This is a genomic window from Nonomuraea sp. NPDC051941, assembly GCF_044593615.1.
This window is the reverse complement of record NZ_JBIUCF010000055.1, coordinates 62,755-86,330: the sequence shown is the minus strand read 5'-3', so window position 1 is coordinate 86,330 and position 23,576 is coordinate 62,755. Positions and strand designations below refer to the sequence as shown.

Genomic DNA, 23,576 nt, shown 5'->3' with positions numbered 1-23,576 from the left:
CTCAACCGGCCCCTCCGCGCTCGACGATCGTGTTGTAGGTGACGCAGACCGGTTCGCCGTCGACGGTCGTCACTTCGCTCCTGACCGTCAACAGCTCGTTCCGCCCGGCCGTGCGGATGTCGGTGATCGTCGCGGTCGTGACGAGCTGGTCGCCGGCGCAGACCTGCCGGACGTACTCGAAGCGCTGCTCGCCGTGGACGACCATGGCGAGGTTCAGCCCGAGGTCGGGATCGACGAGCGCCTCGCCCCCACTCTGCAGGCTGAACACGATGGGGAACGTGGGCGGCGCGATCACATCGGGATATCCGGCGGCCTGGGCTGCCTCTTTGTCCCGGTAGAGCGGGTTGTTGTCACCGATCGCGGCGGCGAACTCTCTGATCTTCACCCGGCTGACCTCGTACGGCGCGCTGGGCGAATAGGTCCTGCCCACGAAGTCTCGGTTCAAGGCCATCAGTGCTCCCTCGCATGTCACCAACCGAGCGCTGCTGAGGCCGACGGTAACAGAACAAGGTTCGGCTGTCGCCGGTGATTATCTTGATTTTGCCGCGCGAACTTTCCCGGCGCCCGGCCCTTCCAAAACTCCCGCCATAACCACCGCCTTCTCTCGGCACGACGGCCAGTGCACACGCCGCCCACCCGTCACTGCACCCACCGACCCACACCCGGCCGACCACATCACTGCGCATCGCCCCACACGCAGCCGACCACAGTCACAGCGCCTGCCGACCCTCTCGGGACCGGCCACCGTCACAACGCCCACCGCCCCCACAGGGCCAGCCGTCGTCACGATGCCACCGCCCCGTCCCCAGGAGGCCAACCACCGTCACGGCACCCGCCACAGCGCCCACTGACTCGCATGCGGCCGACCACCATCAGGGCGCCCATCAACCCCTCAGGACCGGCCACCGTCACTTACCGCCCCCTCCCAGGAGGCCGACCAGTCACGGTCACGACGCCCGCAGACCGCCAAGGGGCCGGTCACCCGTCACGGTGCCCGCTTGTCCCCGTCTGGGTGGCGACCGGAGCCCCGGCGGCGGCGCGCCGAACCGGGACCAACGCCGACCCCAAACATCCCAGACACCCACCCCAAACACCCCAGGCGCCCACTCCGAACACCCCAAGGCGCCCACCCCACCGCCCCAAGGCGCCGACGGCCAGCCGCCATCCGCCGGCCGTCCATCAGCGGCCAGAGGGGGCCCTGGGGTCCGTGTGGAGTCGCTGAAACCCTGTGCAGACGCGACAAACCGGCGCCCTGTGGTAGGACGCCGGTTGTGCGATATGACGAAATGTGGGGCAGAAGCCCTGCCCGGAGACCTAGCGGGTCTCGCGGTGCGCGCGGTGGCAGCGGCAGTTGGGGCAGTACTTCTTCAGCTCAAGCCGATCCGGGTCGTTGCGCCGGTTCTTCCGCGTGATGTAGTTGCGGTGCTTGCACTCCTGGCAGGCCAGCGTGATCTTCGGCCTAACGTCGGTGGCAGCCACTTGGGAGTGCCTTTCTACGTTCGGGACATGGACACGCCCGTACCCAGGCCTGGTGACCTGGGAGTGGGCAGTAGCGGAGGCCGGACTTGAACCGGCGACACAACGATTATGAGCCGTTTGCTCTGCCTGACTGAGCTACTCCGCCTTTGGGCCGGTAACGACCCCGGCCCCGTAGAGGATACCCGACGCAGCGAGCACATTCGTAACTCGCCCGATCGGGTGGGGTGCTCCCAGTATGCCTCAGGAACCCCCGACAACCGAAATCCATTACCAATCGGCGATGCTCGCCCCCGAACAGCCGACTCCACCTGAAGATCAAGCAGTGGAGGAGGCAAGCGTAGCAGCGACCGGCGCGACGCGCACAACCCCTGAGAGCCCTTGGATCTCGCCGTGGCGCACCTGATCCTGCCCGTCCCCGTACAGCCGTAAGAGCCGTACCTTTTGGGCATGAGCTTCGTGGGCACTCCCCGGCCGCGTCCGCGCTGGCACCACGCGCACACGGATCTGGAGGACTTCGCGATCGTGAGCTACCGGGTGGACGCCGAAGCACTCGCCCGGCACCTGCCCGAGGGCTTCGGGCCCATGGAGGCGAGCTTCGGGGACGGACCCGGCGCCCTGGTCTCCGCCGTCGCCTTCCGCGACCGGGACTTCCACTTCCGGTTCCTGCCGCAGGCGTCGATCAACTGCGGGCAGATCAACTACCGGGCCTACGTCACGGCGTACGGCAAGGCGGGCGTCTGGTTCTTCGGCACCCGCCTGGACCACCCCGTCGTGGCGATCCCGCAGCACCTGTGGGGCATGCCGTGGCGCCGCGACCGCATCCGCATCGAGGCCGACTGGCTGGGCACCCCGGCCCGCTGGCGCCTGGAGTTCGACGACGGCCGGTGCGAGGCGGTCGAGCTCCCGCAAGCTCCGGCGCTGCTGGACGGCTTCACGGACGATTCGGACTGGCTGGAGCAACTCACCCATCCGACCCAGGGCTGGTACCGGCGCAGAGACGGCAGGGTGGGCGCCTACAGCATCTGGCACCCGGTCATGCGGCCCCGGCACCTGGAGGCCACCTTCGCCAGGTTTCCCTTCTTCGAGCGTCTGGGGCTGATCGCGCCCGACACGCCCCCGCACTCGGTCCTGGCGCAGGCCCGGATCCCCTTCGACATCCACACCCCACCGCACCGCTTCCACCCGCACGGGTGACCACGCCGCTCGGCCGCGACCGGTACGCGCAGGGTGGCGTGGCGGCGCAGGGCAAGCACACCCCTGTGAAGCGGCCTGGCGGCGCGGGGCAAGCGTGGCGGCGCGGCGGGCCGGTGATTTGGGGTGAGTGGAGGAGGTTGGGTGGCGTGGGAGGGGTGGTGGTTAAGGGTGGGGGTGGATGTGCTGGGATGGGAAATGCGAAACGCCCGGCCCCGCGATCTTGCGGGTCGGGCGTTGTGGGTGTTCAGAGCAAGAGCCCCCAAACGGAATCGAACCGTTGACCTTCTCCTTACCATGGAGACGCTCTGCCGACTGAGCTATAGGGGCCTGTCCGGCGCTGCGGACAGGTGTAACCATACACGGCAGTCAGCGATGATGCGAACTCGTTCGGGCCTCCGCGCGCTCTTCCGTCCGCCGCCGCGCCGGCAGTTCGATGACCTCGCACAGGTCGGCCAGGTCGACGTGTCTGGCCACTTCCGCCACAGAGGTGCAGTCGGCGACCACCCACCCGTGCCGGCGCACCCGCAGCAGTTGCCGCCCGCCGTGCACCACGCCTACGACCTCGTAGCCGTCGAGGCCGACCCATCGCCTGTCCATAGCGGCACACAGTAGCCGCCGGGTCTCTCAATTTTCGCCATGCCACACGCGTTACAGGCCATACCGAATCAGTTCAGAGCCGGTAGAAACCCAAGAAATCCTTCCGACGGGCGATGTCGTCCACGCGCACCACCGCACCGGTCTCGGGCGCGTTCATCATCTTCCCGTTGCCGAGATAGATGCCCACATGGTGGGTTTTGATGGCTTTTTTCGTGATGCTTCCGAAGAAGACCAGGTCCCCCGGCATGGCCACCAGAACCCGCCGCATCCGCCGTACGTGATCGTTGGTGTTCCCCGGCCCCAGCACGTCAGACCCGCTGGCCAGCGCGTACACCCATCGCGCGAACCCCGAGCAGTCGAGCCCGCGCGTCCGGGCGGCCGGGCAGGGCCGGATCTTTCCCTGGTATCCCTTGCAGGTCCCCTTCGAGGGGCCGGGCTCCTCGGCGTGACCGCCTCCCCACGAGTAGACGATCCTGCGCTGCTCGATCTCGTACGCGATCCGCACGACGTTCTCCGGCACGTACAGCCCGAGTGGCACGGAGGCCGTGGCGACGAGCAGGACCAGCGCCGCCGCCCCTGCTGCCAGCCGCCACCGCCTCATACCGTCCCGCCCCCGACAAGCTCCATGGCCCTTAGGAGTCATCCTGCCTCACGGGGATCTGCGCCGCTCAGCGGCTCCCAGGCAGGCGTCAGCGGGCCTTGAGGGTCAGTTTCACAGAGCCCACGGTGACGTACAGCCCGACCGTGCCCTTCGACTTCGACGGCTTCGTGGTGATCGTGAACGTCGCCTTCTGGCCCCGCGTCAGCTCCCCCACCTGGCACAGCACCGCCGTGCCGCTGAACTTGCACCCGGGCGCCTTCACCACGCGCTGCCCGCCGAACGCCCGCCCCGACACCTTGACGTCCTTGACGGGGTGCGGGCCGGTGTTCGAGACGGTGACCGTGTACGTCTTCCGGTTCCGGGCCGCGCCCGAGACCGTCACCTCGGCCGGCGGGTTGGCCAGCTCCTTGAGCTGGGACTCGGAGCCGTTGAACGAGTTCTGCCCACCGGCCAGCGTGCCCTTCTCCGCCGACTGCCAGAACGTGTGCCTCTTCCAGCCCTTCGGCAGCTCACCGGGATCGCCGCCCCAGCGGGCGAGCCAGAGCGGGTTCGACTTGAACTTGTCGGAGTTCCCCGTGCAGGTCTGCCACCAGCTCGTGGTGGTGTAGATGATCGCGCGGCGGCCGGTGGCCTCGTGGTACTTCTTCGTGAAGTCCTTGATCCACGTGACCATGTCCTCGGCGGACAGGCCGTAGCAGTTGTTCTTACCGTTCTTGTCCTTGTACGGGTTGTCCTCGATATCGAGCACTCCGGGCAGCGTTTGACCGTCGCTGATCCAGTTACCGCCGTTCTGCAGGAAATAGTCGGCCTGGGCCGTCCCGTCGGATTCGTGTGGTTGCGCAAAGTGATATGCGCCCCGGATCAGCCCGGCCCCGGCAGCACCGCCGTACTGGGCGTCGAAACTGGGGTTGCGGTAGTTCGTCCCCTCGGTGGCCTGGACGAACGCGAACTTCGCGCCCCCGGAGGCCACGCTTTCCCAGTCGACCTCGCCCGTCCAGTTACTGACGTCGACGCCGGGAACACCGTCGGCCGCCTCCGCGACTCCACCCATACCTAAGGCAGCAATTGCCGCAATTACCCACAGACTTTTCACGCGGGAGATCATTGCGGACCCTGACACAACCCCGCAAGTCCCGAAATATCAACTGTTTTTGAGGTATCAATCCAATAGACCGTCCCAACTCCCAGGGGCCGCGCCCCCGCCGCCCATTCCGCCCATCGCTCGTCCCCAAGCCGGGCCTCGCCGTGGATCGCATGCCGCACCCGCCCCTCGTACCGGCGCCTGGCCAGCTCCGGCGGCACCGCGCACCAGACCTCGCGCACCTCGACCGAGGCCTCGACCCCAGCCCGCTCGAGTCCGGCGAGCACCAGCGGCCGCGTCGGCGCGAGCCAGGGGCTCTCCAGCACCGCGCCCCGCCCGGCGCTCGCCAGCAGCGTCCACATACTCTCCCCGGCGGCCGCGCCCAGCCGCCTGCTCCATTCCCGCTCGCCGACCCCCGGCGGCCGTTCGAGCACGTCGGCCAGCGTCTCCTTGAGGTCGTCCTTGCTGAAGACCGGCAGGCCGAGCAGCCGCCCCAGCGCCCGCGCGACCGTGGTCTTCCCGGCCCCGGGCAACCCGTTCACCAGCACCACCATCCGGCACACGGTCAGCCATGCTGCCAGCCCCGGCCGGAAATCTTCACAACACCTGGAAAACCGCACCTCAGCGCCCCGAAATCCACCGTCGCAGGCCACCGTCGGAAACGGCGTTTCCGCAGGTAGGAGGCGTTTATGAACGTGACATTCGCGTTTGCCAAACCGGATTGAACCTGCACAAACTTGATTCGATCCTCAATCGCGCCCCCGACCAGGGGTTATTTCGCCATGCCCGGAGAGGCCGACCATGATCCAAACCCGGGGACTGACCCGAGTGTTCAAAGTCAAGAAGGAGCGTGTGGAAGCCGTACGCGGCATCGACCTGGAGGTGGAGGCCGGCCAGCTCGTCGCCTTCCTGGGGCCCAACGGCGCGGGCAAGTCCACCACCCTGCGCATGCTCACGACCCTCCTGCCGCCCACCTCGGGCACCGCCATGGTGGCGGGCCACGATGTGGCCAAGGACCCGGCGGGCGTGCGCGCCCGCATCGGCTACGTCGGCCAGCGCAACAGCGCGGGCGAGAACTTCCTCGTCCGCGACGAGCTCGTCACCCAGGGCCGCTGCTACGGCCTGGACGCCAGGCAGGCGACCGCCCGCGCCGAGGAGCTGCTCGACCTGCTCGACCTCAGAGCCCTGGCCAAGCGGCGCCCCGGCACGCTCTCGGGCGGCCAGCGCCGCCGCCTGGACATCGCGCTCGGCCTCATCCACCGCCCCGGCCTGCTGTTCCTCGACGAGCCCTCGACCGGCCTCGACCCGAAGAGCCGCGCCGAGGTCTGGCAGCACATCCTCCAGCTGCGGGAGACGTACGGGACGACGCTGTTCCTGACCACCCACTACCTGGAGGAAGCCGACAACATGGCCGAACGTGTGGTGATCATCGACAACGGCCGGATCATCGCGGACGGCACCGCCGAGCAGCTCAAGAACGACCTCGCCGGCGACCACATCACGATCACCACCAGCACGGAGGAGGAGGCGCGCAGGGCCGCGGAGCTCGGTGGCGGCACCGCCGACGGCACCACCGTGCGCCTGCGCGTCCCCAACGCGGCCGCCGCGCTCCCCGACTACCTCAGAACCCTGGACGGCTCCGGCATCAAGGTCACCACCGCCGAGACCATCCGTCCGACGCTCGACGACGTGTTCCTCGCTCTTACCGGGAGAAGCCTCACCGATGACGACATTCTTTCGTGACACCGCCACCGTCTTCTCGCGGGAGTTCAAGCCGGTCGTGCGCGACTCGGTCGGGCTGCTGTTCGAGATGGGGCAGCCGCTGCTGTTCCTGTTCCTGTTCGGGTCGCTGCTGGACGGGGCGGTCGGGTCGTCGTGGCAGTGGTTCGTGCCGGGGATCCTGGTCATGATGTGCCTGACGGGCCCCATGTCCGCCGGCTACACCCTGCTGGTCGAGCTGATCGGCGGCTCGCTGGAGCGCCTGATGGTCACCCCGCTGAACCGCACGGCGATGCTGGTGGGCCGGACGTTGAAGACCATGATCGTGCTGCTGGCCCAGGCCGTCCTGATCATCGTGCTGGCCGTCCCCCTCGGCTTCGAGCTGTATCCGGCGGGCGTCCTGGCGGGCCTGGCGCAGCTGGTGATCTTCGGCGTCGGCCTGGGCTCGCTCTCGTTCGTGCTGGCCATCAAGTCGGCGCCCGGCGGCACGCTCTTCTACATCGTCAGCCAGTCGATCATGTTCCCCCTGCTTCTCCTCTCGGGGATGATGCTCCCCCTGGAGACGGCTCCCGCGTGGCTGCGGACGATCGGGTACGCCAACCCGGTCACGTACATCGTCGAAGGCCAGCGAGCCCTCTTCTCCGGCAACCTGACAAGCCCCTCGATCCTGTACGGAACCGCCGCCGCCTGCGCGATAGCCGCGATCGGCCTGTATCTGGGCAACCGGGCCATGCGCCGGGGTGTCTGAGACCCTTGAGGGATGACTCATCTGACGGTCCCCTGGATCCCCGTACGCCATCGCCTGGACGTGATCCTGTCCCCGGCCCTCCCGCCTGTGGACAAGACCACGTCGGCGTTCGCGTTCGTCTCGGACCAGACCGGCAGAACGCTCATGACGTGCGTGGACGAGGAGGGCCGCGGGTGGGACATCCCCGGCGGCCACCTCGAACCCGGCGAAACGGCCCTCGACGCCGCGGCCAGGGAGCTGTATGAGGAGACCGGCCTGCGCCTGCCGGCCACCGCGCTGTCCGCCTTCGCCTGGCAGCGCATCGAGCTCCTGGACGCGGCCCCGGCCGGCTACCGCTACCCGCCGCTGACGTACATGGTGATGTTCAGGGCCCGTCTCCCGCATCCGGGCCGGCCGACCCGTCCGCCGGCCGGCTCGGAGAGCACCAGGGCGGACTGGCTCCCGCCGTCGGAGATCGCCCGCGTCTGCCCTGATCGCACCTGGTTGCCGCTTCTGGACGGCCTGAGCCCGCACTAGCTACTTGGGCGCCTTCTCGGCGAAGAGATAGCCGCCCACGATCACGAACCCGATCTGGAAGAGCCAGAGCCGCACGTCCGCCACCTCGGGTTTCATCTGGCTCCACGCCTGCTCCGGCAGGAAGCCGGGGCCGAGGATGCTGGCCAGGACGACGGTGATGAGCACGCCTAAGTAGACGCCGATGAACCAGCTGCGATGGCGGACCGCGGTCTTCTCCAGCAGCTGCACCACCGGCGAGTCCGGGGGTGGCGGGGAGAGATCCACCAGTTCGCTCTTCGGTCGGACGTCCTCGGCCCCCTCGGCCCCGGATCGATCTCCGGCGCCAGACGGCTGACTGGCTCCACTCATGTTTCCTCCATCAGCCCAGTCGTCAGGGCTGACTACGGGGAGGTGCGTTGGACCACCTCAGACTGCGATGGGACCCACCTCGGAGAGCGAGCCACGTGTTTATGTCAGATTTCTGCCGCTTCATGCGGGATTTCTGCCACGCTGCCCGATCGCGCGCCCCTGCGGGATAACGCACATCCTAGGGGCCTGTGGGATTCGAGCGCGCCTTTAGCCCACATTTCATGATGCCGTGACGCGTACCATTTGCCAGTATTAACCGCATATGAGGCACAGATCTTTCCGCACCGGTATAACGTTCTTCCTTCGAGGTGTGACAGGACAACACTCGGTACGGATCGGACCCGTTCCTCATGGCAAGCCAGCGTGTATAAAAAGCATGCGCCTATCGATGAGGACCGAGAGCAGCGAGACGTCGGAGCATCCCCGCCCTCTACTCCACGTGCCCCCTTACCCCAAGGGCCAGGTGACATGACCATGACGCGTGAGTCCACCGGCAAGGACCCCAGGCTCGAGCAGGAGAGGAGCAACAACAACAGCAATTTCGTCCGCCTGTCCGTCAATCTGAGCCACGAAACAGCGCAGACGTTCAAGGCACTGGCCGAGCGCAAGGGCCTGTCGTTCACCGAGGCGATCCGCCGCGCCATCACCATCTGGAAATTCGTCGAGGACCAGCTCGCGCAGGGCCACGAGCTGGCCATCGTGGAATCCGACGGAAATCCGCGAAAAATACTGTTCCTCTGATCAGCCATTCACCGGGGGCCCTAAGACGGAAGAGGCTCTCGGGTGAAGCTCGCGCGGTAGGCCGTGGGAGTGAGGCCGACCCGGCTGACCAGGTGTTTGCGGAGGGAGTCCGCGCTGCCGAGGCCGCTCCGCCCGGCCACCTGGTCCATCGGCAGTCCGGTGGTCTCCAGCAGTTCCCTGGCCCGGTCGACGCGCCGGTGCAGCAGCCACTGGAGCGGGCTCAGCCCGGTCTCGGCGTGAAAGCGCCTGGTCAGGGTGCGCACGCTGATCCTGGCGTGGCCGGCCAGGTCGGCCAGGGTGAGCGGGCGGTCGAGGTGTTCGAGCGCCCAGGCCCGGGTGGGGGCGAGCGAGGTGCCGCGTTCGGGAGGCAGCGGGGTCTCGATGAACTGGGCCTGCCCGCCCGGCCGTACGGGGGAGACGACCGCGAGCCGGGCGGCCGTGTTGGCCACCGCCGCCCCGTAGTCGAGCCTGATCAGGTGCAGGCACAGGTCGATGGCGGCCGCGGCGCCCGCCGAGGTGAAGATGCCGCCGTCCTCGACGAACAGGACGTCGGGCCGCACGTCGACCGACGGGAAGCGGGCGGCGAGGTCGCCGGCCAGCCCCCAGTGGGTGGTGGCGCGGCGCCCGTCGAGCAGGCCGGCCTGGGCCAGCACGAACGCGCCCGTGCACAGCGAGGCGATCCGCGCCCCGCCGGCCGCGACCTTCCGCAGGGCGTCGAGGACCTCCGGGGGAGCCGGCTCGCCGCCGCTGCCGACCGCGATCACCGTCTCGGCCTCCTCCAGCGCCTCCAGGCCGTGCGCCACCACCACGTCAGGGCCCCCGACGGTCGGCACGGGGCCGGGCCGCGCCGTACAGACGCGTACGTCGTAGTACGGGACGCTGTTGAACACCATGAGCGGGATCGAGACGTCGAAGCCCAGCACGGGAGGGACGATCACTGCGGCGAGGCGGTGCATGGCCAGATCCTCCGGATAGTTGGCATTCCGGCCACTATGCTACGAGGCCGCAGGTCGGCACCGTTGTCATCATGAAATTTCACGTGATCGTGGGTCGCGGGGCCACCGCGTCGAAGACCGCTCTGCTGCTGGCCGAGGACGGCGAGCGGGTACGGATGCTCAGCCGCACGGGCGGCGGGCCCGACCACCGGCTCGTCGAGAGGGTCGCCGCGGACGCGACCGACACCGACCGGCTCACCGAGCTGGCCGAAGGGGCGGACACGCTGTTCACCACCGCCGTGCCGCCCTACCACACCTGGCCCGAGCAGTTGCCGATCCTGTCGGCGGCGCTGCTGACCGCGGTGCGGCGGACGGGGGCCGCGTACGTCATGCTCGGCAACATCTACGGTTACGGCCCGGTGGACGGGCCGATCACGCCGCACTTCCCGCTGGCGGCGACCGGGCCCAAGGGGCGGGCCAGGGCGCGGGCGTGGGAGGAGGCCGCCGCCTCGGGGGTGAAGGTCACCGAGGTGCGGGCCGGCCAGTTCTACGGCGCCGGCGCCTTCTCGGTGTTCAGCCTCCTGGTGCAGCGGCCCGTGCTGGAAGGCCGGCTCGTCCTGGTGCCGCAGGAACTCGACGTTCCGCACAGTTACTCGGCGATCGACGACACCGCGCGCACGCTGGTCGCCGCGAGCCGGGAGGAGCAGGCGTACGGCAGGGCCTGGCACGTGCCCACCGCGACCCTGTCGGTGCGGGAACTGGCCCGGCGGCTCGCGGAGCTCTCGGGAGCGCCCGCGCCGCGGCTGGAGGAGATGACGGAACGGGACCTGACCCTGCTCGGGATCACCGATCCGTTGTGGGGGGAGATGCACGAAGTGCTCACCAAGCCGGGCCACCCGCTCGTCCTCGACTTCTCCGAGACCGAGAAGATCCTCGGCGTCGGCGCCACCCCGGTCGATGATGTGCTCCGGCAACTGATCTAGCGTCGCGAGACCGCCGGCTCGTTGAGGCGGTTGCTGAAGCGGGCGAGCATGGCGGTCTGGGACGTCTCGGGGAACAACCGGGCGATCAGCGGTGGGACGCGCCAGTTCGCGGGGTTGCGCCTGGCCAGCCGGGAGACCAGGGAGATGTACGGGTAGCGGAGCTTCTCGTAGGCGCGTAGCCGTACCGCCGGGTCGTCGCCGCCCTTGGCGAGCTCGCGCCCGAGCACCCACGCGTCCTCGAGGGTCTGGTTGGCGCCCTGTCCCAGGGTGGGCGGCATGATGTGGGCCGCGTCGCCGACCAGGGTGATCCGCCCCTTCCCCCACGCCGGGCGCACCTTGGTCCAGTGGTGGCCGAAGAACTCGAGGCCGTCCTCGGTCGCGCCGGCCAGCACCTCGGGGACGGGCGACGCCCAGTGCCCGAACCGCCGCCTCAGCTCGGCCAGCGGCGACGCCGGCCGCGGATCGGCGGGCGACCAGCGCACGTCGAACCACCACTGCAGCAGGCCCTCACCGGCGGGCATGAGCCCGCACGCGCCCTCGCGCCCCGAGATGATGAGGTGCCGGTGCGTGCCGGCGAGATCGATGTCGATCCGGCTGAGCCCCTGCCAGGTGCCGAAGGTCGCCGGCCGTACGGCGCCGTCGCCCCACAGGCAGCGCCGTACGACCGAGTGGTGGCCGTCGGCTCCGATGAGCAGGTCTCCCCTGTCCGTGGAGCCGTCACTGAAGGTCGCCGTGACCTGGCCGTCGTCCTGGGTCACGCCCCGGCAGGCCAGGCCGTGGCGGACGAGGTCGCCGGGCAGCCCGCCGGCCAGGCGTTCCAGCAGGTGGCGACGGGGGATCGCCCTGGTCTCGAAGCCGAAGCGGCCGGCCGCGTGGGCGATGTCCATGCTGGTACGCAGCCGGCCGGCGGCGGTCAGCGCGTCGATCCGGTCGATGCGGGCGCCGACGCCGTCGAGGCCGATGCCGAGATCGTTCAGCACGGCGGTGCCGTTGCTCCAGATCAGCACCGCCTTGCCGCCCGTCCGCCGGGCCGGAGCCTGCTCGTAGACCCGCACCCGGTGACCGGCGGCCAGCAGCTCGCGCGCGACGGCCAGGCCGCCCACCCCGGCGCCAATGACGAGAACATCCATGTCTCCTCCAAAGCGGAGTATCTTCGATATGAAGATACGCCGGGATGGAGTAGGTTAGGAAAGTGGCCCACGAACATCCAGACGACGTCTTCCGCGAGTTCCTGGTCGCGGTCCTCCTGCACAACGAGGCGGTCGCCGACCGGCTCGGCCTGCAACCCGTCGACGTCGCGGCCGCCATCCTGCTGGAGACGCGCGGACCGCTCGCCGTGGGGGCGATCTCCGAGGAGCTGGGGCTGCCGTCCGCCTCGACGACCCGGCTGATCGACAGGCTGGAGAAGGCGGGCTACGTACGGCGGGTGCGTGGCGAACGCGATCGGCGCACGGTCACCGTGGAGCTGGTCGAGGGCGGCCTGGACGACTACAACGCCGCCTGCGAGGCGTCCAGGCGGCACCTGGCGGCGATCAGCGCGCACTACGAGCCGGAGCAGGCGATGGTGATGCTGGACATGTTCAGCCGCGTCACCGAGGCCTACCGATGCGCCACCAGGGAGGTACGGGGGTGAACCCCGCGGAGCTCGCTCACGACGCGCCGAGCCGGACCTCCGCCACCGGTCGCCAGTCCCATGCCGTCTCCGGGCCGTCCTGGTTGACGACATGGATGCTGCGGATCGTCACCTCGCGCTCCGGAAGGCGTTCCCCGAGCGCGTCGATGATGGGCGCCGCCGGGCCGTCCGCGCTGCTGTAGGCCACGGTGACGTGCGGCAGCCACGTGTCATGGGCGAGCACGCCGTCACGGCCCGTGGCCGCCCGGGTGGCGAACCGCGCCGCTTCCAGCAGGGGCCGCAGCCGCTCGGCCGGCCGCGCCTCCAGCACGACCGCCTCGGGGTGGTAGAGCACCCGCCCCAGCGTCACCGTGATCGGCGCGACCCGCGCGAGCTGGCCCGCCGCCTCCGCGGCCATCACGGTCACCTGACGCTCGGTGATCTCGTGCGAGTATCCGGCGACGAACGTGGTGAGGTGGATGAACCGCCGCGGCACCAGATCGAGCCCCGCCAGGCCGGCCAGCCGGTCGTGCGCCTCCTCGACGATGGCCCGCGCCTGCGGGTCCTCCCCCAGCAGAACGTGCCAGTAGAGCCGGCCCTGCCCCGGCGGCAGCATGAGCGATCGGCGCTTCTCCCAGCGATTCGCCATGCGCGTCGGAAGCGGGCTCACGCGTCCTCCTCGGTGGGCGCGGGCAGCTGGTCTGCTCACGCAGCGTGGTCACGATATCCGACTCGGTGAGCCGCGGTCACGAGGGGAATTGCGGGACAGCCGCACGTAGGCCCGGTCGTCGAAACTCTCGGCGCCGGCCGCGACCGCCTTGGTGGCCGCGTGTTCCATGATGCGCAGCCGATCGGCCCGTAACGAGGCCCGGAGCTCCGCTTCGGCTCCCGCGAGGGTCTGCGCCGGACCGAGGTAGCCGTCCGACGCCAGCACCACCTCGTCCACGTCCTCCACCAGCACGAACGTCTCCACGAACCGCTCCGGGACCGGCCGCCCGTCCAGCACGCCGTACCCGAAAGGACCGGCCTCATCCCGGTTGGCCAGCACGGCCTGGCGCTCCAGCACCGGCCGGATCAGCGCCCGCCCCGGATCGGTGGCCGCCAGGTCCTCCGGGCGTTCTCCCTGCAACAGCAGGCAGTGCAGGTAAGCGGCCCGGGCGCCGGCCAGCACCGTGTCGATCAGCTTCCCGCCGGGGTGACGACGCCACCCGCCGTCGCGGTGGCCCAGGGCGACGTGGACGTCGCCCACGCGCCAGACCAGCCGCCGCCCCGGCCACACCACCGCCGCGACGGCGGCCGGCGCGAGAAGGTCGTCGTCGGCGACGGACCACTTGCGGCGCAGCTCCATGAGCTCCGCCGAGACGGCCGCAACCGCCTCCGCCACGGTGGCGTCGTCCGGCAGGGTGACGAGGGTCTGCGCGACGCGATCGGCGGCCAGGGCCCCGCCGCTCGCCCCGCCGTAGTCGCGGCCGGACTTGTCGGTGACGCCGTCGATCACCGCCGCGCAGCGGACGCCGCCGCCGTCCTCGAGGACGACCACCCGGTCCTCGCCGGGTCCCGCGCCTTTGGCGCGCACCGAGCGCTCGGCCACCCGCCAGCCCGCCACGTGAGCCGCCGCCGGCTCAGGTCGTCCGGAGCAGCGAGACGAGATCGTCCCACCGGGCCATGAGCAGGCCCAGTACGGCACCGAAGACACCGACGATCGCGACGATGGCCGGATCGAAGGAGCCGTTCACCAAGGAAGCGGCCAGCCCGAGCAGCGCCACCGCGATGAGGATGCCGTTGCGGGCCACGTGCGCCATGCTCAGGGGCGTCCGGGAGGCGCCGAAGCAGCGGCAGGGAACGGCGGCGCCCCTCCGTACCACCATGATGACGGCGACGGTGAGGCAGCCGAGCAGCCCGGCCGCGAGCACGAACGACGCCGATCCGGCCCAGCGAAGGGGGACCGCGGCCAGCACGATGACACCGGCCTCGGCCACCGCCGTCGCCGTCGCGGCCGCCGGCGCCCTGGCGTTGTCGATCACCGCCATCGCCTTGATCGACTGGACGAACTCGTTCCAGGCCCGGCGGCTGGAGACCTTGCTCGCCAGCGCGAGGACGAACACCGTGAGCAGCAGCAGTCTGCTCGCCACATCGACGTACTGCATAGACCGCAACCTGCCATGCCCGCGCAAATCCGGCAAGAGCGCCACTGCGTTAGTCTTCGAAGATCCACGAGCAAGGGGTGGACCGTCGTGCTGATCCGGTTACTCGGCCCGGTGGAGGTGGAGCGGTCGGGGCAGACCCGGCCCGTACGTCCTCCACAGGTCGCGCTCGCCGTCGCCGCGCTCGCTTGGGAGGTCGGCCGGGTCGTGCCGGTGGACACGCTCCTCGCCCGGGTCTGGGGCGATCAGGTCCCGCCCGGCGCGCGGCGCACCCTGTACACGATCATCACCCGCATCCGGCGCGACGTGCTCGCGGATGAGGGCGCCGTCGTCCGCCGGCTCGGGGGTTACCTGCTCGACGTGGACGAGTCCGCGGTGGACGTGCCGCGCTTCCGGGGCCTGGCCGACCAGGCGATGGCCGTACCGGACCCGGTGCCGCCGCTGGGCGCGGCGCTGGCGCTGTGGCGTGGCGATCCGCTGACCGGGTTGCCCGGCGAATGGGCCGAACGGGCCCGCCATCGCCTGCGCGACGAGCGCAGGGAGCTCCTGCTGCGCTGGGCACGGGTGGTCACCGGCCGGGACGCCGCGGCCGCGGTGGCGGCGCTGTCGCCGCTGGCCGAGGAGTACCCGCTGGACGAGCTGGTGGCCGCCGCGCTGATCGAGGCGCTGCACGCGTGGGGGCGGACCGCCGAGGCGCTGGCCCACTTCGCCCAGGTACGCCGGACGCTCGCCGAGGAGCTGGGCGTCGAACCGGGTACGCCGCTGCGGAGCGTCCACCGGAAGCTGCTGCGCTCCGGCGACACGACCGAGGCCGCGCGGCCGGTCCCGGCACAGCTGCCGGTCGGCCTGCGGCACTTCGTCGGCCGGTCGGCCGAGCTGGACCGGCTGGCCGCGATCGGCGAACAGCAGGCCGCCGCGGCGGTCTGCGCGATCTCCGGGCCGCCCGGGGTGGGCAAGTCGTCGCTCGCCCTGCGCTGGGCCCACCTGCACCGCAACCGCTTTCCCGACGGGCAGCTGTACGCCGATCTCAGCACGATCGACCCGGCCGACGGAGCTGTGGTCCTGCCCCGGTTCCTGGGCGCGCTCGGGGTCACGGAGGCGCAGGTGCCGTCGGGCGTGGAGGCGCAGATCGGGCTCTACCGCAGCATGCTGGACTGCCGCCGGGTCCTGGTCGTGCTCGACGACGCCCGCAGCGCCACCCAGGTCCGCCCGCTGCTGGCCACCGCGCCGGGGTGCCTGACGCTGGTGACCGGCCGCTCCGAGCTGTCCGGGCTCGCGGTCACGGCGGGGGCGCACCTGGTCGGCCTGGACGTCCTGCCCGGCGACGACGCGCACGACCTCCTGGTGGCGTGGCTGGGCGAGGCCCGGCCGGCGGCCGAGCCGGAGGCCACCGCGAACATCATCCGCCGGTGCGGCCGGCTGCCGCTGGCGCTGGCGATCGTCGCGGCGCAGCTGGCGCAGCGCACCGATCTGCCGCTGGCCGAGGCCGCCGCGGACCTCGAGCGGGCCGACGCCGATCTGGAACCGTTCGCGCACAGCGACCCCGCGATCGACCTGCGCCACGTGTTCGGGCGCTCGTACCGGGACCTGCCCGTGCCGGCGGCCCGGCTGTTCCGGCGGCTCGGGCAGCACCCGGGGCCGCACCTGCCGCTGTCGGCGGCGGCGAGCCTGGCCGCCCTGCCGGTGGGGCGCACGCGGGAGCTGGCCGCGCACCTCGACCGCGCCAACCTGGCCGAGATCCGCGCGCCCGGCCGGCTGCGCCTGCACGACCTGCTGCGCGTGTACGCGTCGGAGCAGGCGCGGGGCGCCGACACCCGGGCGGCACGGCGGTCGGCGACGCGGCGGCTGCTGGACTACTACCTGCACTCGGCCTGCGCCGCGAACGGGATGTGTTACCCGCACCGCGACAACCTGCTCCTGGACCCGCCGGCGCGGGGCACCGTGGTGGAGCGGTTCGCCGGGCCGGCGGAGGCCCTGTGGTGGTACGCCGACGCGTCGGCGGCGCTGCCCGCGCTGCTGGCGGAGGCCACCGCGGCGGGGTTCGACGGCCACGCGTGGCGGCTGGCGTGGGCGTTCGCGGAGTTCATGCAGCGGCGCGGCCTCTGGGAGGAGATCCTGCGCACCCACGCGGTGGCGCTGGCCGCGGCCGAACGGCTCGGCGACCGGCTGGCCGAGGCCCGCTGCCACAACAGCATCGCCCGCGCCCACGCCCGGCTCGGCCGCGACGGCGAGGCGGTCGAGCACTTCGAGCGGGCGGTCGAGCTGCACCGCGACCTCGGCGAACCCGTCCTGCGCGCGCACGTCCACCTCGGCCTGACCGTCGCGCTGAGCCGGACGCGACCCGATGAGGCGCTGAGCCACACCCTGCACGCGCTGGAGCTGTTCCGGCAGGCCGGCGACGTCGGCGGGGAGGCGCGGGCGTTGAACAACTCCGGCTGGCTGCGGGCCCAGCTCGGCGAGTACGACGAGGCGCTGGCCGACTGCCGCCGGTCCCAGCGGCTCCTCGCCGGCCTCGGATACACCCAGGGCGAGGGGCACGCGTGGGACAGCGTCGCCCACGTCCTGCACCTCAAAGGCGACTACGCGCAGGCGGTGGCCTGCTTCGAGCGGGCGGCGGAGCTGCTGCGCGACTGCGACGACCCGCACGCGGCCGCCGAGACGCTGGTCCGCCTGGGCGAGACGCACGTCGCGGCCGGTGACATCGCGGCCGCGCTCGACACCTGGAAGCAGGCGGCGGAGTTCTTCGACGCCGTTGACGACGCGCAGGCGGCGAAGATCCGCGACCGCATCGTCTCCTTCCACCGTCCCTGATCCGCACGCGCCTGCGATCGCCCGCCTGGACTGCCGAAACAGGCCGTTAAGAATTCATTGAGAAATCGCTCAGGCCTCTGGCGCACGCTGCGACGGGCGGCGGGACGGCGGCGTGGTCCGGCGTACCGCTTCCGCACGGGCGGGCGCCGTCCCGCCGGAACAACCGAAAGGAAAGTTCGATGCGCGTCGTGACCAGAATGGCCGACCGGCTCCTCGAGCTGATCGCGCCGCACTCCGTGGCCAGGGCTACCGACTGCGGTTATGAGTGCTGCAGTTTCCCGGCGTTCACCGCGAAGTACTGCTGCTACTACCCGAACGGCAGCCGCAGTTGCGGCGGCTGCAAGAGCTACATCTACTGCTCGTGACCGCACGTTGAGCGGGTGCCCGGCTGGCGGGCCGGCCGGGCCCTTTACACGGAAGGTTGTCTCATGTCCTATTTGATCGCCGTCGTGGCCCTCATCGGCGCTTTGTGCCTCGTGGGTCTGGTGCTGACCCTCGGCGTGATCCGGCGGCTGCGGGAGCACACCAAGCTGCTGGACGGACTGTATGAAGCCGTCGACCTGATGGGCGGCCCTTCCGGGCCGGGCGCGGGGCCGGCCGTCGGCGACGTCGCCGGTGATTTTGAGGCGACGACGGTGGACGGGAGCCCTCTCACCCGGGATCTCCTGCCGGACGGGACGGTCGTCGCGTTCTTGTCGCCCGATTGCCGCGGCTGCCATGAGAAGCTTCCCGGCTTCGCCTCGTGGGCCGCGGGCCAGGACCGCTCGCGGGTGCTGGCGGTGGTCGACAACCGATCGGGTGACCCCGCGGACATGGTCAGCGCACTGAAGCCCGTGGCCCAGGTGATCGTGGACAGCGCTGTGAGCAACGCGTTCGGCGTGCACTCGTTCCCGACGTTCCTCCAGGTGACGGCGGGCGGCAGGCTGCTCGCGGTGGCGCCCGAGATCTCCCGGCTGCCGGCCGGGTCGCCTGCGTGAGCGAGCCGGCGCCGACGTCGCGGGGGCTGGCCAGGAGCGCGGCACGCGCCGCCGCGATGGTGTGGCGGTCGGCGCCCGTCCATGTCCTTGCGTACCTGGCGGTCACGCTGGTGGGCTCGGCCACCCCGATCGCCGTGGCCTGGCTGACCAAGGCCGTGCTGGACGGGGTGGCGCTACGGCAGACCGACACGCTGCTCGCCCTGGCGGCGGCTGTCGCCGCCGTCACCACGGCCGCCGCCGTGGCGGCGCACGCGGGACATTACCTGCGTGCCGAGGTGGATCGCAGGACGGCGCTGCACGCGAAGGACGAGCTGTTCGCGGCGGTCTCCGGCTTCACCGGTCTGGCCAGGTTCGAGAGCCCGGCATTCCTTGATCGGCTGCGGCTGGCCCAGCAGAGCGCGAGCAACCCCGGCAGGCTGGTGGACACCGCGCTCACCACCGCTCGCAGCGCGGTGACGGTCGCCGGCTTCGTCGCGTCCCTGGCACTCGTCAACTCCGCCTTCACCATCCTGGTCGTGCTGTCGGCCCTGCCGGCGCTGCTCATCGAGCTGCGGATGTCGCGGCAACGGAACACGATGTTGTGGCGGATCGGGCCGGCCGAGCGTCGCGAAGGGTTCTACGCGCACCTGATGTCCACCGCGGACGCCGCCAAGGAGATCCGCCTGTTCGACCTCGGCGCCTTCTTGCGGCTTCGCATGCTGGCCGAGCTGCGCACCGCGAACGCCGAACGCCGCCGGATGGATCGGCGGGAGCTCCGCATCCACGCGAGTCTGTCAGGCGCCTCGGCGGTCGTGGCCGGAGCGGGCCTCATCTGGGCGATCCTGGCGGCGGGACAGGGACGGCTCAGCGTCGGCGACGTGGCGATGTTCGTGGCGGCGGTCGCCGGCGTGCAGGCGGCGCTGGACAGCATGGTGTCGGCCGGCGTGATGGCGTACGAGCACCTGCTGACCCTTCATCACCACGTCGCGATCGTGACCGCCGAGTCCGATCTGCCGGCGCCGGGCACTCACCCGTCGCTGCCGCCCCTGCGCCGGGGCATCGAGCTGCGCGACGTCTGGTTCCGCTACAGCCCGGACCATCCGTGGATCCTGCGCGGCGTCAACCTGTTCATCCCGAACGGGTGCACGGTCGCGCTGGTCGGGCGCAACGGCGCCGGCAAGAGCACGTTGGTGAAGCTCCTGTGCCGCTTCTACGACCCGACGCGCGGGGCGGTCCTGTGGGACGGCGTGGACATCCGCGACGTGCCGCCGGAGACGCTGCGTGCCCGGATCGGCGCCGTCTTCCAGGACTTCGTGTCGTACGAGCTGACGGCGACCGACAACATCGCCGTGGGCGACCTCGCCGCCGCCCAGGACCCGGCGCGGATCGAGCGGGCGGCGCGGGACGCCGGGATCCACGACGTGGTCGCGGCCCTGCCGCACGGCTACCGCACGCTGCTGAGCCGTGGATTCCCCCAGGACCCGGACGACGAGCAGGACGAAGCCGACTCCGGAGTGCTGCTCTCCGGCGGGCAGTGGCAGCGGCTGGCGCTGGCCAGGGCGTTCCTGCGGCGCGACCGGGACCTGATGATCCTCGACGAGCCCAGCGCCGGCCTGGACCCCGAGGCCGAGTACGAGGTGCACGGCCGGCTCGCCACGCTGAGGTCGGGGCGGACCAGCGTGGTCATCACCCATCGGCTCGGCGCGATCCGCACGGCCGACCGGATCGTGGTGCTGACCGACGGCGTCGTCACGGAGCAGGGCACGCATGCCGCCCTGCTGGCCGAGGGCGGCACGTACGCCGAGTTGTTCGCCCGGCAGGCGACCGGCTACCGGGACGACGTGGAGCTGTCGCGGTGACCGGCGCGATCGTCGTGCTGGCGGCCGTCGGCATCGTTCTCGCCGTTCTCCGGGTACGCCGGCGATACCTGGTGGTGACCGTCCAGGGGGAGAGCATGCTGCCGGCGTACCGGCCGGGTGAGCGCGTCCTCGTACGGCGGACGCCGCCGGGATCGCTGCGCCCCGGGCAGGTCGTCGTGCTGAGCGGCTTCGCCCACGCCCGGCCGGGCGAGCGCCCGCGGGAACCGCACCGGCAGCTGGGCGCGGGCCCGGGCTGGATCATCAAGCGCGTCGCGGCCGTCCCGGGTGACCCGATCCCCCGCGACACCGTCCCCGCGCTGCGGACCGAGCCGGGCACGCGGGTGCCGGCCGGACGCCTGGTGGTGCTGGGCGACAATCCGGACCACTCGCTCGACTCCCGGCAGTCCGGCTACCTGGCGGCGGATCGCCTGTTCGGCGTGGTGCTGCGCAAGATCGCTCAGCCGATGTCGGCGCCCTCGCGGTAGCCGCTGGCCTGGGTGGCGAACAGGTGGGCGTACCGGCCGCCCAGCGCGATCAGCTCGTCGTGGGTGCCCCGCTCGACGATCCGGCCGTCGCCGAGCACCACGATCAGGTCGGCGTCGCGGACCGCTCCGAGCCGGTGCGAGACCAGCAGGCTGGTGTTGTCCGCGCGGTGCTCGCGCAGCCGGCGGTGCACCTCGTACTCGGCCTGCGCGTCCAGGCCTGAGCTGGGCTCGTCGAGGATGAGCAGGTCACGGCGCTCGCGCACCAGCGCGCGGGCCAGGGCCAGGCGCTGCCACTGGCCCCCGGAGAGCGTCACGCCCGCCTGCGGGTCATCGTCGTCCTCGGGGCCGAAGAAGACGCGGCTCAGCATGGTGTCGTAGCCCCGGGGCAGCGCCTGGACGGTTTCGTGCGCGCCCGCCAGCTCGGCCGCGGTCCGGAGCCTGGCGCGGTCGGACATCGCCTCGACCTCGCCCACGCCGATGTTCTCCGCCGCGGTCAGGTCGTAGCTCATGTAGTCCTGGAAGAGCACGCCCATCCTGGCGCGCAGCTCGGCGGGTGGCACGTCGCGGATGTCGATGCCGTCCCAGAGGATCGCGCCGCGGGACGGGTCGTAGAAGCGGCACAGGAGCTTGATCAGCGTGCTCTTGCCGGCCCCGTTGAGCCCCACCAGCGCGACGGAGGCGCCGTGGGGGATCGTCAGGTCCACCCCGCGCAGCACCCAGGGATGGCTCTCGTCGTACCGGAACCACACGTCGTGCAGCTCGATGCCGCGGCGCAGCGCGGGCAGCGGCTCCGGTTCGCCGGGCGTGGGCAGGTCGCCGGGCAGCGACATCACCCGTTCGTGGTGGGCGAACAGGAGCAGCGCCTGGCGGGCGTTCGCGGCGTTGTCCACGGTGGCGGTCAGCGCGGCCTGCGTGCCCGCCACGGCGGCGGCGAACGCGGTCACGTCGCCGAGGGTGAGCCGGCCGTCCAGGGCGGAGTACACCGCCCAGAGCAGCCCGGCGCCGCTGACCGCGGCGGAGAGCGCCGCGAGCGCCGACTGCGTAAGCGCCTCCCGCCGGTCCAGCCGCCGCTCCCCCGACTGCAGGACGGCCAGCTCGCCGAGCACCCGCCGCTTGAGGAAGTCGCCGAGCCCGAAGAGCCGGACCTCCTTGGCGGCCTCGACGTCGGTGATCAGGGAGGAGTAGAAGATCTGCCGCCGGGCCGCGGCGGACTGCCCGGCGATCATCTTGATCCGCCGCTTCTCCAGGGACATCCTCGCCGCGAGGACGGGCAGCGCCGCGAGCGCCACCAGGCCCGCCATGAGCGGGCTCAGCACGGCCAGGGCGACGAGGAGCCCGGTCAGGGCGATCACGTTGCGCCCGAGGTCGAACAGGCCCGAGGTGATCGGCCCCATCGCGTTGCCCGTCGCCTGCGCGGCCATGCGCAGCTCGTCGAGGAACACCGGATTCTCGAACCGCGACAGGCCGTGGAACGTGTTCACCCGCGTGTACAGGCGATCCTGCAGCAGCAGGTCCAGCCGGCGATCCGTCTCGCCCCGCAGATAGCCGGTCAGCTGCGGCAGCACCCCGGCGACCAGCCCCAGCACGACGAGGCCCGCGACCGGGGTGAGCACGCGTTCCGGCCGGCCTGTCGCCAGCCCGTCGACGAGCGTCTTGGTCGCCCACACGGTGGCCGAGGGCAGCAGTCCGGCCAGGACGGTGGCGACCAGCTGGCACACCGCCAGCACCGGCCCGGCCCGCCAGCACAGCAGCGCCAGGGTGGCGGCGCGACGGGTCACTTCGCCGGTGCCATGGCGGCGAGGTCGGTCAGCTCCGTGTCCGCGGCCACGACCCTGCCGTCCTCGTCGGTCCGCAGGAACGTGGGGAACGCGTGGATGTCGAGAGCCTGCACGATGCGCAGCGCGTCCTCGCCCGTGACGACGCTCGCCACGCCGCCCACCACCTCGACCAGGTCCGCGGTCTCCTCGACGGCGCCGGAGATGACCGCCAGGGCGCTCTGCCCCTTGGCCTCCGCGGCGAACTGCGGCGCGCGCTCGTGGCAGGTGTCGCAGCCGACGTCGAAGAAGCCCACGAGCCGCGGCCCCGCCACGTCCTGCGGCAGCGTGCGCCCGACCAGCACGCGGGGATCGTACGGCATGAGCGTCGACGTCCCCGCGAGGCGTTCCAGCTCGGCGGTGTGCTCGCGCAGCCGGCGCAGCACGCCCAAGGTGAGCACCAGGTCCAGCAGGCACAGCAGGCCGACCAGCACGACGGCGACGATCAGGAAAGGCATCGGACAACCCCTCTTCAGGCGGTGAACAGCTCCAACAGGTCGTCGAGGCGCACCACGAGCAGAGCGCCCACGGCGGCGGCGACGAGAGCGAGCGCGACACCGGCCGGATGCGCCACCGCCGCGCCGGACGCGGCCCATGCGGCGAGCCCGGTGGCGCCGGACGCCGCCAGGACGAGATTGCGGATCACGTGTGGCCGGCCGAGCGGCGTGACGGACGCGCCGAACGTGTCCGGGGACCGGCGGCGGAGGAGGCCGCCGCCGGTCCGCGCGTTCTACCTAGCCGCCGCAGACCCTGAAGGCGTAGCAGGACCCGCAGCGGGTCGTGCCGCCGGCGGTCGTGCAGATCTTCCTGAAGTCGGAACGCTCCCTGCAGTAGCAGTGCACGTACCACTCCGCGGCCGCCTTGGCGGACGCCTTCGGGACGAGCCTGTCGAGAATCCTGTCGCCGAGCTTGCCCAAGACAGAAGTCATGTTCGCTCCTTGTATAGCGATGCG

General features: G+C 71.2%; 28 protein-coding genes and 2 tRNA genes. 12 read left to right on the top strand and 18 right to left on the bottom strand.

Annotation, left to right across the window (positions count from 1 at the left end):
• Position 1: 1 nt before the first annotated feature.
• From ACIHFD_RS56015 to ACIHFD_RS56005, 3 genes are all read right to left on the bottom strand, one after another.
• The gene (locus tag ACIHFD_RS56015) at positions 2 to 451 is read right to left on the bottom strand and encodes a MaoC family dehydratase N-terminal domain-containing protein (RefSeq protein ID WP_192789633.1); all 450 of its coding nucleotides are present in this window, start codon (positions 449 to 451) and stop codon (positions 2 to 4) included.
• Between the two features lie 863 nt (positions 452 to 1,314).
• Positions 1,315 to 1,479 (bottom strand): 50S ribosomal protein L33, encoded by a 165-nt coding sequence (gene rpmG, locus ACIHFD_RS56010; protein WP_019632658.1) that lies wholly within the window; start codon positions 1,477 to 1,479, stop codon positions 1,315 to 1,317.
• A gap of 71 nt (positions 1,480 to 1,550) precedes the next feature.
• A tRNA-Met gene (locus ACIHFD_RS56005) sits at positions 1,551 to 1,624 on the bottom strand.
• Between the two features lie 302 nt (positions 1,625 to 1,926).
• Here ACIHFD_RS56005 and ACIHFD_RS56000 point away from each other — a divergent pair.
• Entirely contained in the window at positions 1,927 to 2,673 is a 747-nt protein-coding gene (locus tag ACIHFD_RS56000) for a DUF2071 domain-containing protein (protein WP_397373873.1), read from the top strand.
• A gap of 254 nt (positions 2,674 to 2,927) precedes the next feature.
• On the opposite strand, the gene ACIHFD_RS55995 is transcribed toward ACIHFD_RS56000, so the two are convergent.
• The 5 genes from ACIHFD_RS55995 to ACIHFD_RS55975 all read right to left on the bottom strand — a co-directional run bounded on the left by ACIHFD_RS55995 (position 2,928) and on the right by ACIHFD_RS55975 (position 5,506).
• Positions 2,928 to 3,000, bottom strand: a tRNA-Thr gene (locus ACIHFD_RS55995).
• Positions 3,001 to 3,039: 39 nt separating this feature from the next.
• Positions 3,040 to 3,270: a transposase gene (locus ACIHFD_RS55990; protein ID WP_350733721.1), complete on the bottom strand. Its 231-nt coding sequence runs from the start codon at positions 3,268 to 3,270 to the stop codon at positions 3,040 to 3,042.
• 73 nt (positions 3,271 to 3,343) lie between these two features.
• Positions 3,344 to 3,871 (bottom strand): NlpC/P60 family protein, encoded by a 528-nt coding sequence (locus ACIHFD_RS55985; RefSeq protein WP_364265673.1) that lies wholly within the window; start codon positions 3,869 to 3,871, stop codon positions 3,344 to 3,346.
• 88 nt (positions 3,872 to 3,959) lie between these two features.
• The gene (locus tag ACIHFD_RS55980) at positions 3,960 to 4,922 is read right to left on the bottom strand and encodes a GH25 family lysozyme (protein WP_397373872.1); all 963 of its coding nucleotides are present in this window, start codon (positions 4,920 to 4,922) and stop codon (positions 3,960 to 3,962) included.
• Between the two features lie 50 nt (positions 4,923 to 4,972).
• Positions 4,973 to 5,506 (bottom strand): AAA family ATPase, encoded by a 534-nt coding sequence (locus tag ACIHFD_RS55975; protein ID WP_397373871.1) that lies wholly within the window; start codon positions 5,504 to 5,506, stop codon positions 4,973 to 4,975.
• Positions 5,507 to 5,753: 247 nt separating this feature from the next.
• Here ACIHFD_RS55975 and ACIHFD_RS55970 point away from each other — a divergent pair, with 247 nt between their 5' ends.
• The 3 genes from ACIHFD_RS55970 to ACIHFD_RS55960 are packed head-to-tail and all read left to right on the top strand — an operon-like array spanning position 5,754 to position 7,935.
• Entirely contained in the window at positions 5,754 to 6,695 is a 942-nt protein-coding gene (locus ACIHFD_RS55970) for an ATP-binding cassette domain-containing protein (RefSeq protein WP_397373870.1), read from the top strand.
• Positions 6,676 to 7,419 (top strand): ABC transporter permease, encoded by a 744-nt coding sequence (locus ACIHFD_RS55965; protein WP_397373869.1) that lies wholly within the window; start codon positions 6,676 to 6,678, stop codon positions 7,417 to 7,419. Before ACIHFD_RS55970 ends, ACIHFD_RS55965 begins: the two co-directional genes overlap by 20 nt.
• Positions 7,420 to 7,431: 12 nt before the next feature.
• The gene (locus ACIHFD_RS55960) at positions 7,432 to 7,935 is read left to right on the top strand and encodes an NUDIX hydrolase (protein WP_363981537.1); all 504 of its coding nucleotides are present in this window, start codon (positions 7,432 to 7,434) and stop codon (positions 7,933 to 7,935) included.
• On the opposite strand, the gene ACIHFD_RS55955 is transcribed toward ACIHFD_RS55960, so the two are convergent.
• The gene (locus ACIHFD_RS55955; protein ID WP_355206943.1) at positions 7,936 to 8,283 is read right to left on the bottom strand and encodes a hypothetical protein; all 348 of its coding nucleotides are present in this window, start codon (positions 8,281 to 8,283) and stop codon (positions 7,936 to 7,938) included.
• A gap of 468 nt (positions 8,284 to 8,751) precedes the next feature.
• On the opposite strand from ACIHFD_RS55955, the gene ACIHFD_RS55950 reads away from it, so the two are divergent.
• The gene (locus tag ACIHFD_RS55950) at positions 8,752 to 9,024 is read left to right on the top strand and encodes a ribbon-helix-helix protein, CopG family (RefSeq protein ID WP_355206940.1); all 273 of its coding nucleotides are present in this window, start codon (positions 8,752 to 8,754) and stop codon (positions 9,022 to 9,024) included.
• 20 nt (positions 9,025 to 9,044) lie between these two features.
• Here ACIHFD_RS55950 and ACIHFD_RS55945 read toward each other — a convergent pair whose 3' ends face one another.
• Positions 9,045 to 9,980 carry a GlxA family transcriptional regulator gene (locus ACIHFD_RS55945; protein WP_397373868.1) on the bottom strand — a complete coding sequence of 312 codons (936 nt, stop codon included), beginning with the start codon at positions 9,978 to 9,980 and terminating at the stop codon, positions 9,045 to 9,047.
• A 71-nt stretch (positions 9,981 to 10,051) separates the two neighbouring features.
• On the opposite strand from ACIHFD_RS55945, the gene ACIHFD_RS55940 reads away from it, so the two are divergent.
• Complete coding sequence (locus tag ACIHFD_RS55940) at positions 10,052 to 10,942, top strand: NAD-dependent epimerase (RefSeq protein WP_397373867.1); 891 nt, start codon at positions 10,052 to 10,054, stop codon at positions 10,940 to 10,942.
• On the opposite strand, the gene ACIHFD_RS55935 is transcribed toward ACIHFD_RS55940, so the two are convergent.
• Positions 10,939 to 12,072 (bottom strand): FAD-dependent oxidoreductase, encoded by a 1,134-nt coding sequence (locus ACIHFD_RS55935; protein ID WP_397373866.1) that lies wholly within the window; start codon positions 12,070 to 12,072, stop codon positions 10,939 to 10,941. The genes ACIHFD_RS55940 and ACIHFD_RS55935 overlap by 4 nt on opposite strands.
• 62 nt (positions 12,073 to 12,134) lie before the next feature.
• Between ACIHFD_RS55935 and ACIHFD_RS55930 the strand changes: the two genes are divergently transcribed.
• Positions 12,135 to 12,575 (top strand): MarR family winged helix-turn-helix transcriptional regulator, encoded by a 441-nt coding sequence (locus ACIHFD_RS55930; RefSeq protein WP_397373865.1) that lies wholly within the window; start codon positions 12,135 to 12,137, stop codon positions 12,573 to 12,575.
• 16 nt (positions 12,576 to 12,591) lie between these two features.
• Here ACIHFD_RS55930 and ACIHFD_RS55925 read toward each other — a convergent pair whose 3' ends face one another.
• Genes ACIHFD_RS55925 through ACIHFD_RS55915 form a run of 3 tightly spaced genes read right to left on the bottom strand, consistent with a single transcriptional unit; the run spans position 12,592 to position 14,701 of the window.
• The gene (locus tag ACIHFD_RS55925) at positions 12,592 to 13,224 is read right to left on the bottom strand and encodes a 2'-5' RNA ligase family protein (RefSeq protein ID WP_397373864.1); all 633 of its coding nucleotides are present in this window, start codon (positions 13,222 to 13,224) and stop codon (positions 12,592 to 12,594) included.
• Positions 13,225 to 13,272: 48 nt separating this feature from the next.
• Positions 13,273 to 14,160: a hypothetical protein gene (locus ACIHFD_RS55920; RefSeq protein WP_397373863.1), complete on the bottom strand. Its 888-nt coding sequence runs from the start codon at positions 14,158 to 14,160 to the stop codon at positions 13,273 to 13,275.
• Positions 14,161 to 14,176: 16 nt separating this feature from the next.
• On the bottom strand, positions 14,177 to 14,701 hold the full coding sequence (locus ACIHFD_RS55915) for a MauE/DoxX family redox-associated membrane protein (RefSeq protein ID WP_350733700.1): 525 nt from the start codon (positions 14,699 to 14,701) through the stop codon (positions 14,177 to 14,179).
• Positions 14,702 to 14,788: 87 nt separating this feature from the next.
• Between ACIHFD_RS55915 and ACIHFD_RS55910 the strand changes: the two genes are divergently transcribed.
• The 5 genes from ACIHFD_RS55910 to ACIHFD_RS55890 all read left to right on the top strand — a co-directional run bounded on the left by ACIHFD_RS55910 (position 14,789) and on the right by ACIHFD_RS55890 (position 20,809).
• A complete protein-coding gene (locus tag ACIHFD_RS55910) occupies positions 14,789 to 17,509 on the top strand; it encodes a tetratricopeptide repeat protein (protein WP_397373862.1) in 2,721 nt (906 codons plus the stop codon).
• 179 nt (positions 17,510 to 17,688) lie between these two features.
• A complete protein-coding gene (locus ACIHFD_RS55905; protein ID WP_350733697.1) occupies positions 17,689 to 17,874 on the top strand; it encodes a hypothetical protein in 186 nt (61 codons plus the stop codon).
• Positions 17,875 to 17,937: 63 nt separating this feature from the next.
• Positions 17,938 to 18,486: a hypothetical protein gene (locus ACIHFD_RS55900; RefSeq protein WP_363981509.1), complete on the top strand. Its 549-nt coding sequence runs from the start codon at positions 17,938 to 17,940 to the stop codon at positions 18,484 to 18,486.
• Positions 18,483 to 20,324 carry an ABC transporter ATP-binding protein gene (locus ACIHFD_RS55895; protein ID WP_397373861.1) on the top strand — a complete coding sequence of 614 codons (1,842 nt, stop codon included), beginning with the start codon at positions 18,483 to 18,485 and terminating at the stop codon, positions 20,322 to 20,324. Before ACIHFD_RS55900 ends, ACIHFD_RS55895 begins: the two co-directional genes overlap by 4 nt.
• Positions 20,321 to 20,809, top strand: a complete 489-nt coding sequence (locus ACIHFD_RS55890) for a S26 family signal peptidase (RefSeq protein ID WP_397373860.1) — start codon at positions 20,321 to 20,323, stop codon at positions 20,807 to 20,809. Before ACIHFD_RS55895 ends, ACIHFD_RS55890 begins: the two co-directional genes overlap by 4 nt.
• On the opposite strand, the gene ACIHFD_RS55885 is transcribed toward ACIHFD_RS55890, so the two are convergent.
• From ACIHFD_RS55885 to ACIHFD_RS55870, 4 genes are all read right to left on the bottom strand, one after another.
• Positions 20,782 to 22,587 (bottom strand): ABC transporter ATP-binding protein, encoded by a 1,806-nt coding sequence (locus tag ACIHFD_RS55885; RefSeq protein WP_397373859.1) that lies wholly within the window; start codon positions 22,585 to 22,587, stop codon positions 20,782 to 20,784. The genes ACIHFD_RS55890 and ACIHFD_RS55885 overlap by 28 nt on opposite strands.
• A complete protein-coding gene (locus tag ACIHFD_RS55880) occupies positions 22,584 to 23,081 on the bottom strand; it encodes a hypothetical protein (RefSeq protein ID WP_397373858.1) in 498 nt (165 codons plus the stop codon). The genes ACIHFD_RS55885 and ACIHFD_RS55880 overlap by 4 nt, the downstream gene beginning before the upstream one ends.
• 14 nt (positions 23,082 to 23,095) lie before the next feature.
• On the bottom strand, positions 23,096 to 23,269 hold the full coding sequence (locus ACIHFD_RS55875; protein WP_350733688.1) for a hypothetical protein: 174 nt from the start codon (positions 23,267 to 23,269) through the stop codon (positions 23,096 to 23,098).
• Between the two features lie 88 nt (positions 23,270 to 23,357).
• Positions 23,358 to 23,552, bottom strand: coding sequence for a hypothetical protein (locus ACIHFD_RS55870; RefSeq protein WP_192789616.1), 195 nt, complete (start codon positions 23,550 to 23,552; stop codon positions 23,358 to 23,360).
• Positions 23,553 to 23,576: the final 24 nt, after the last annotated feature.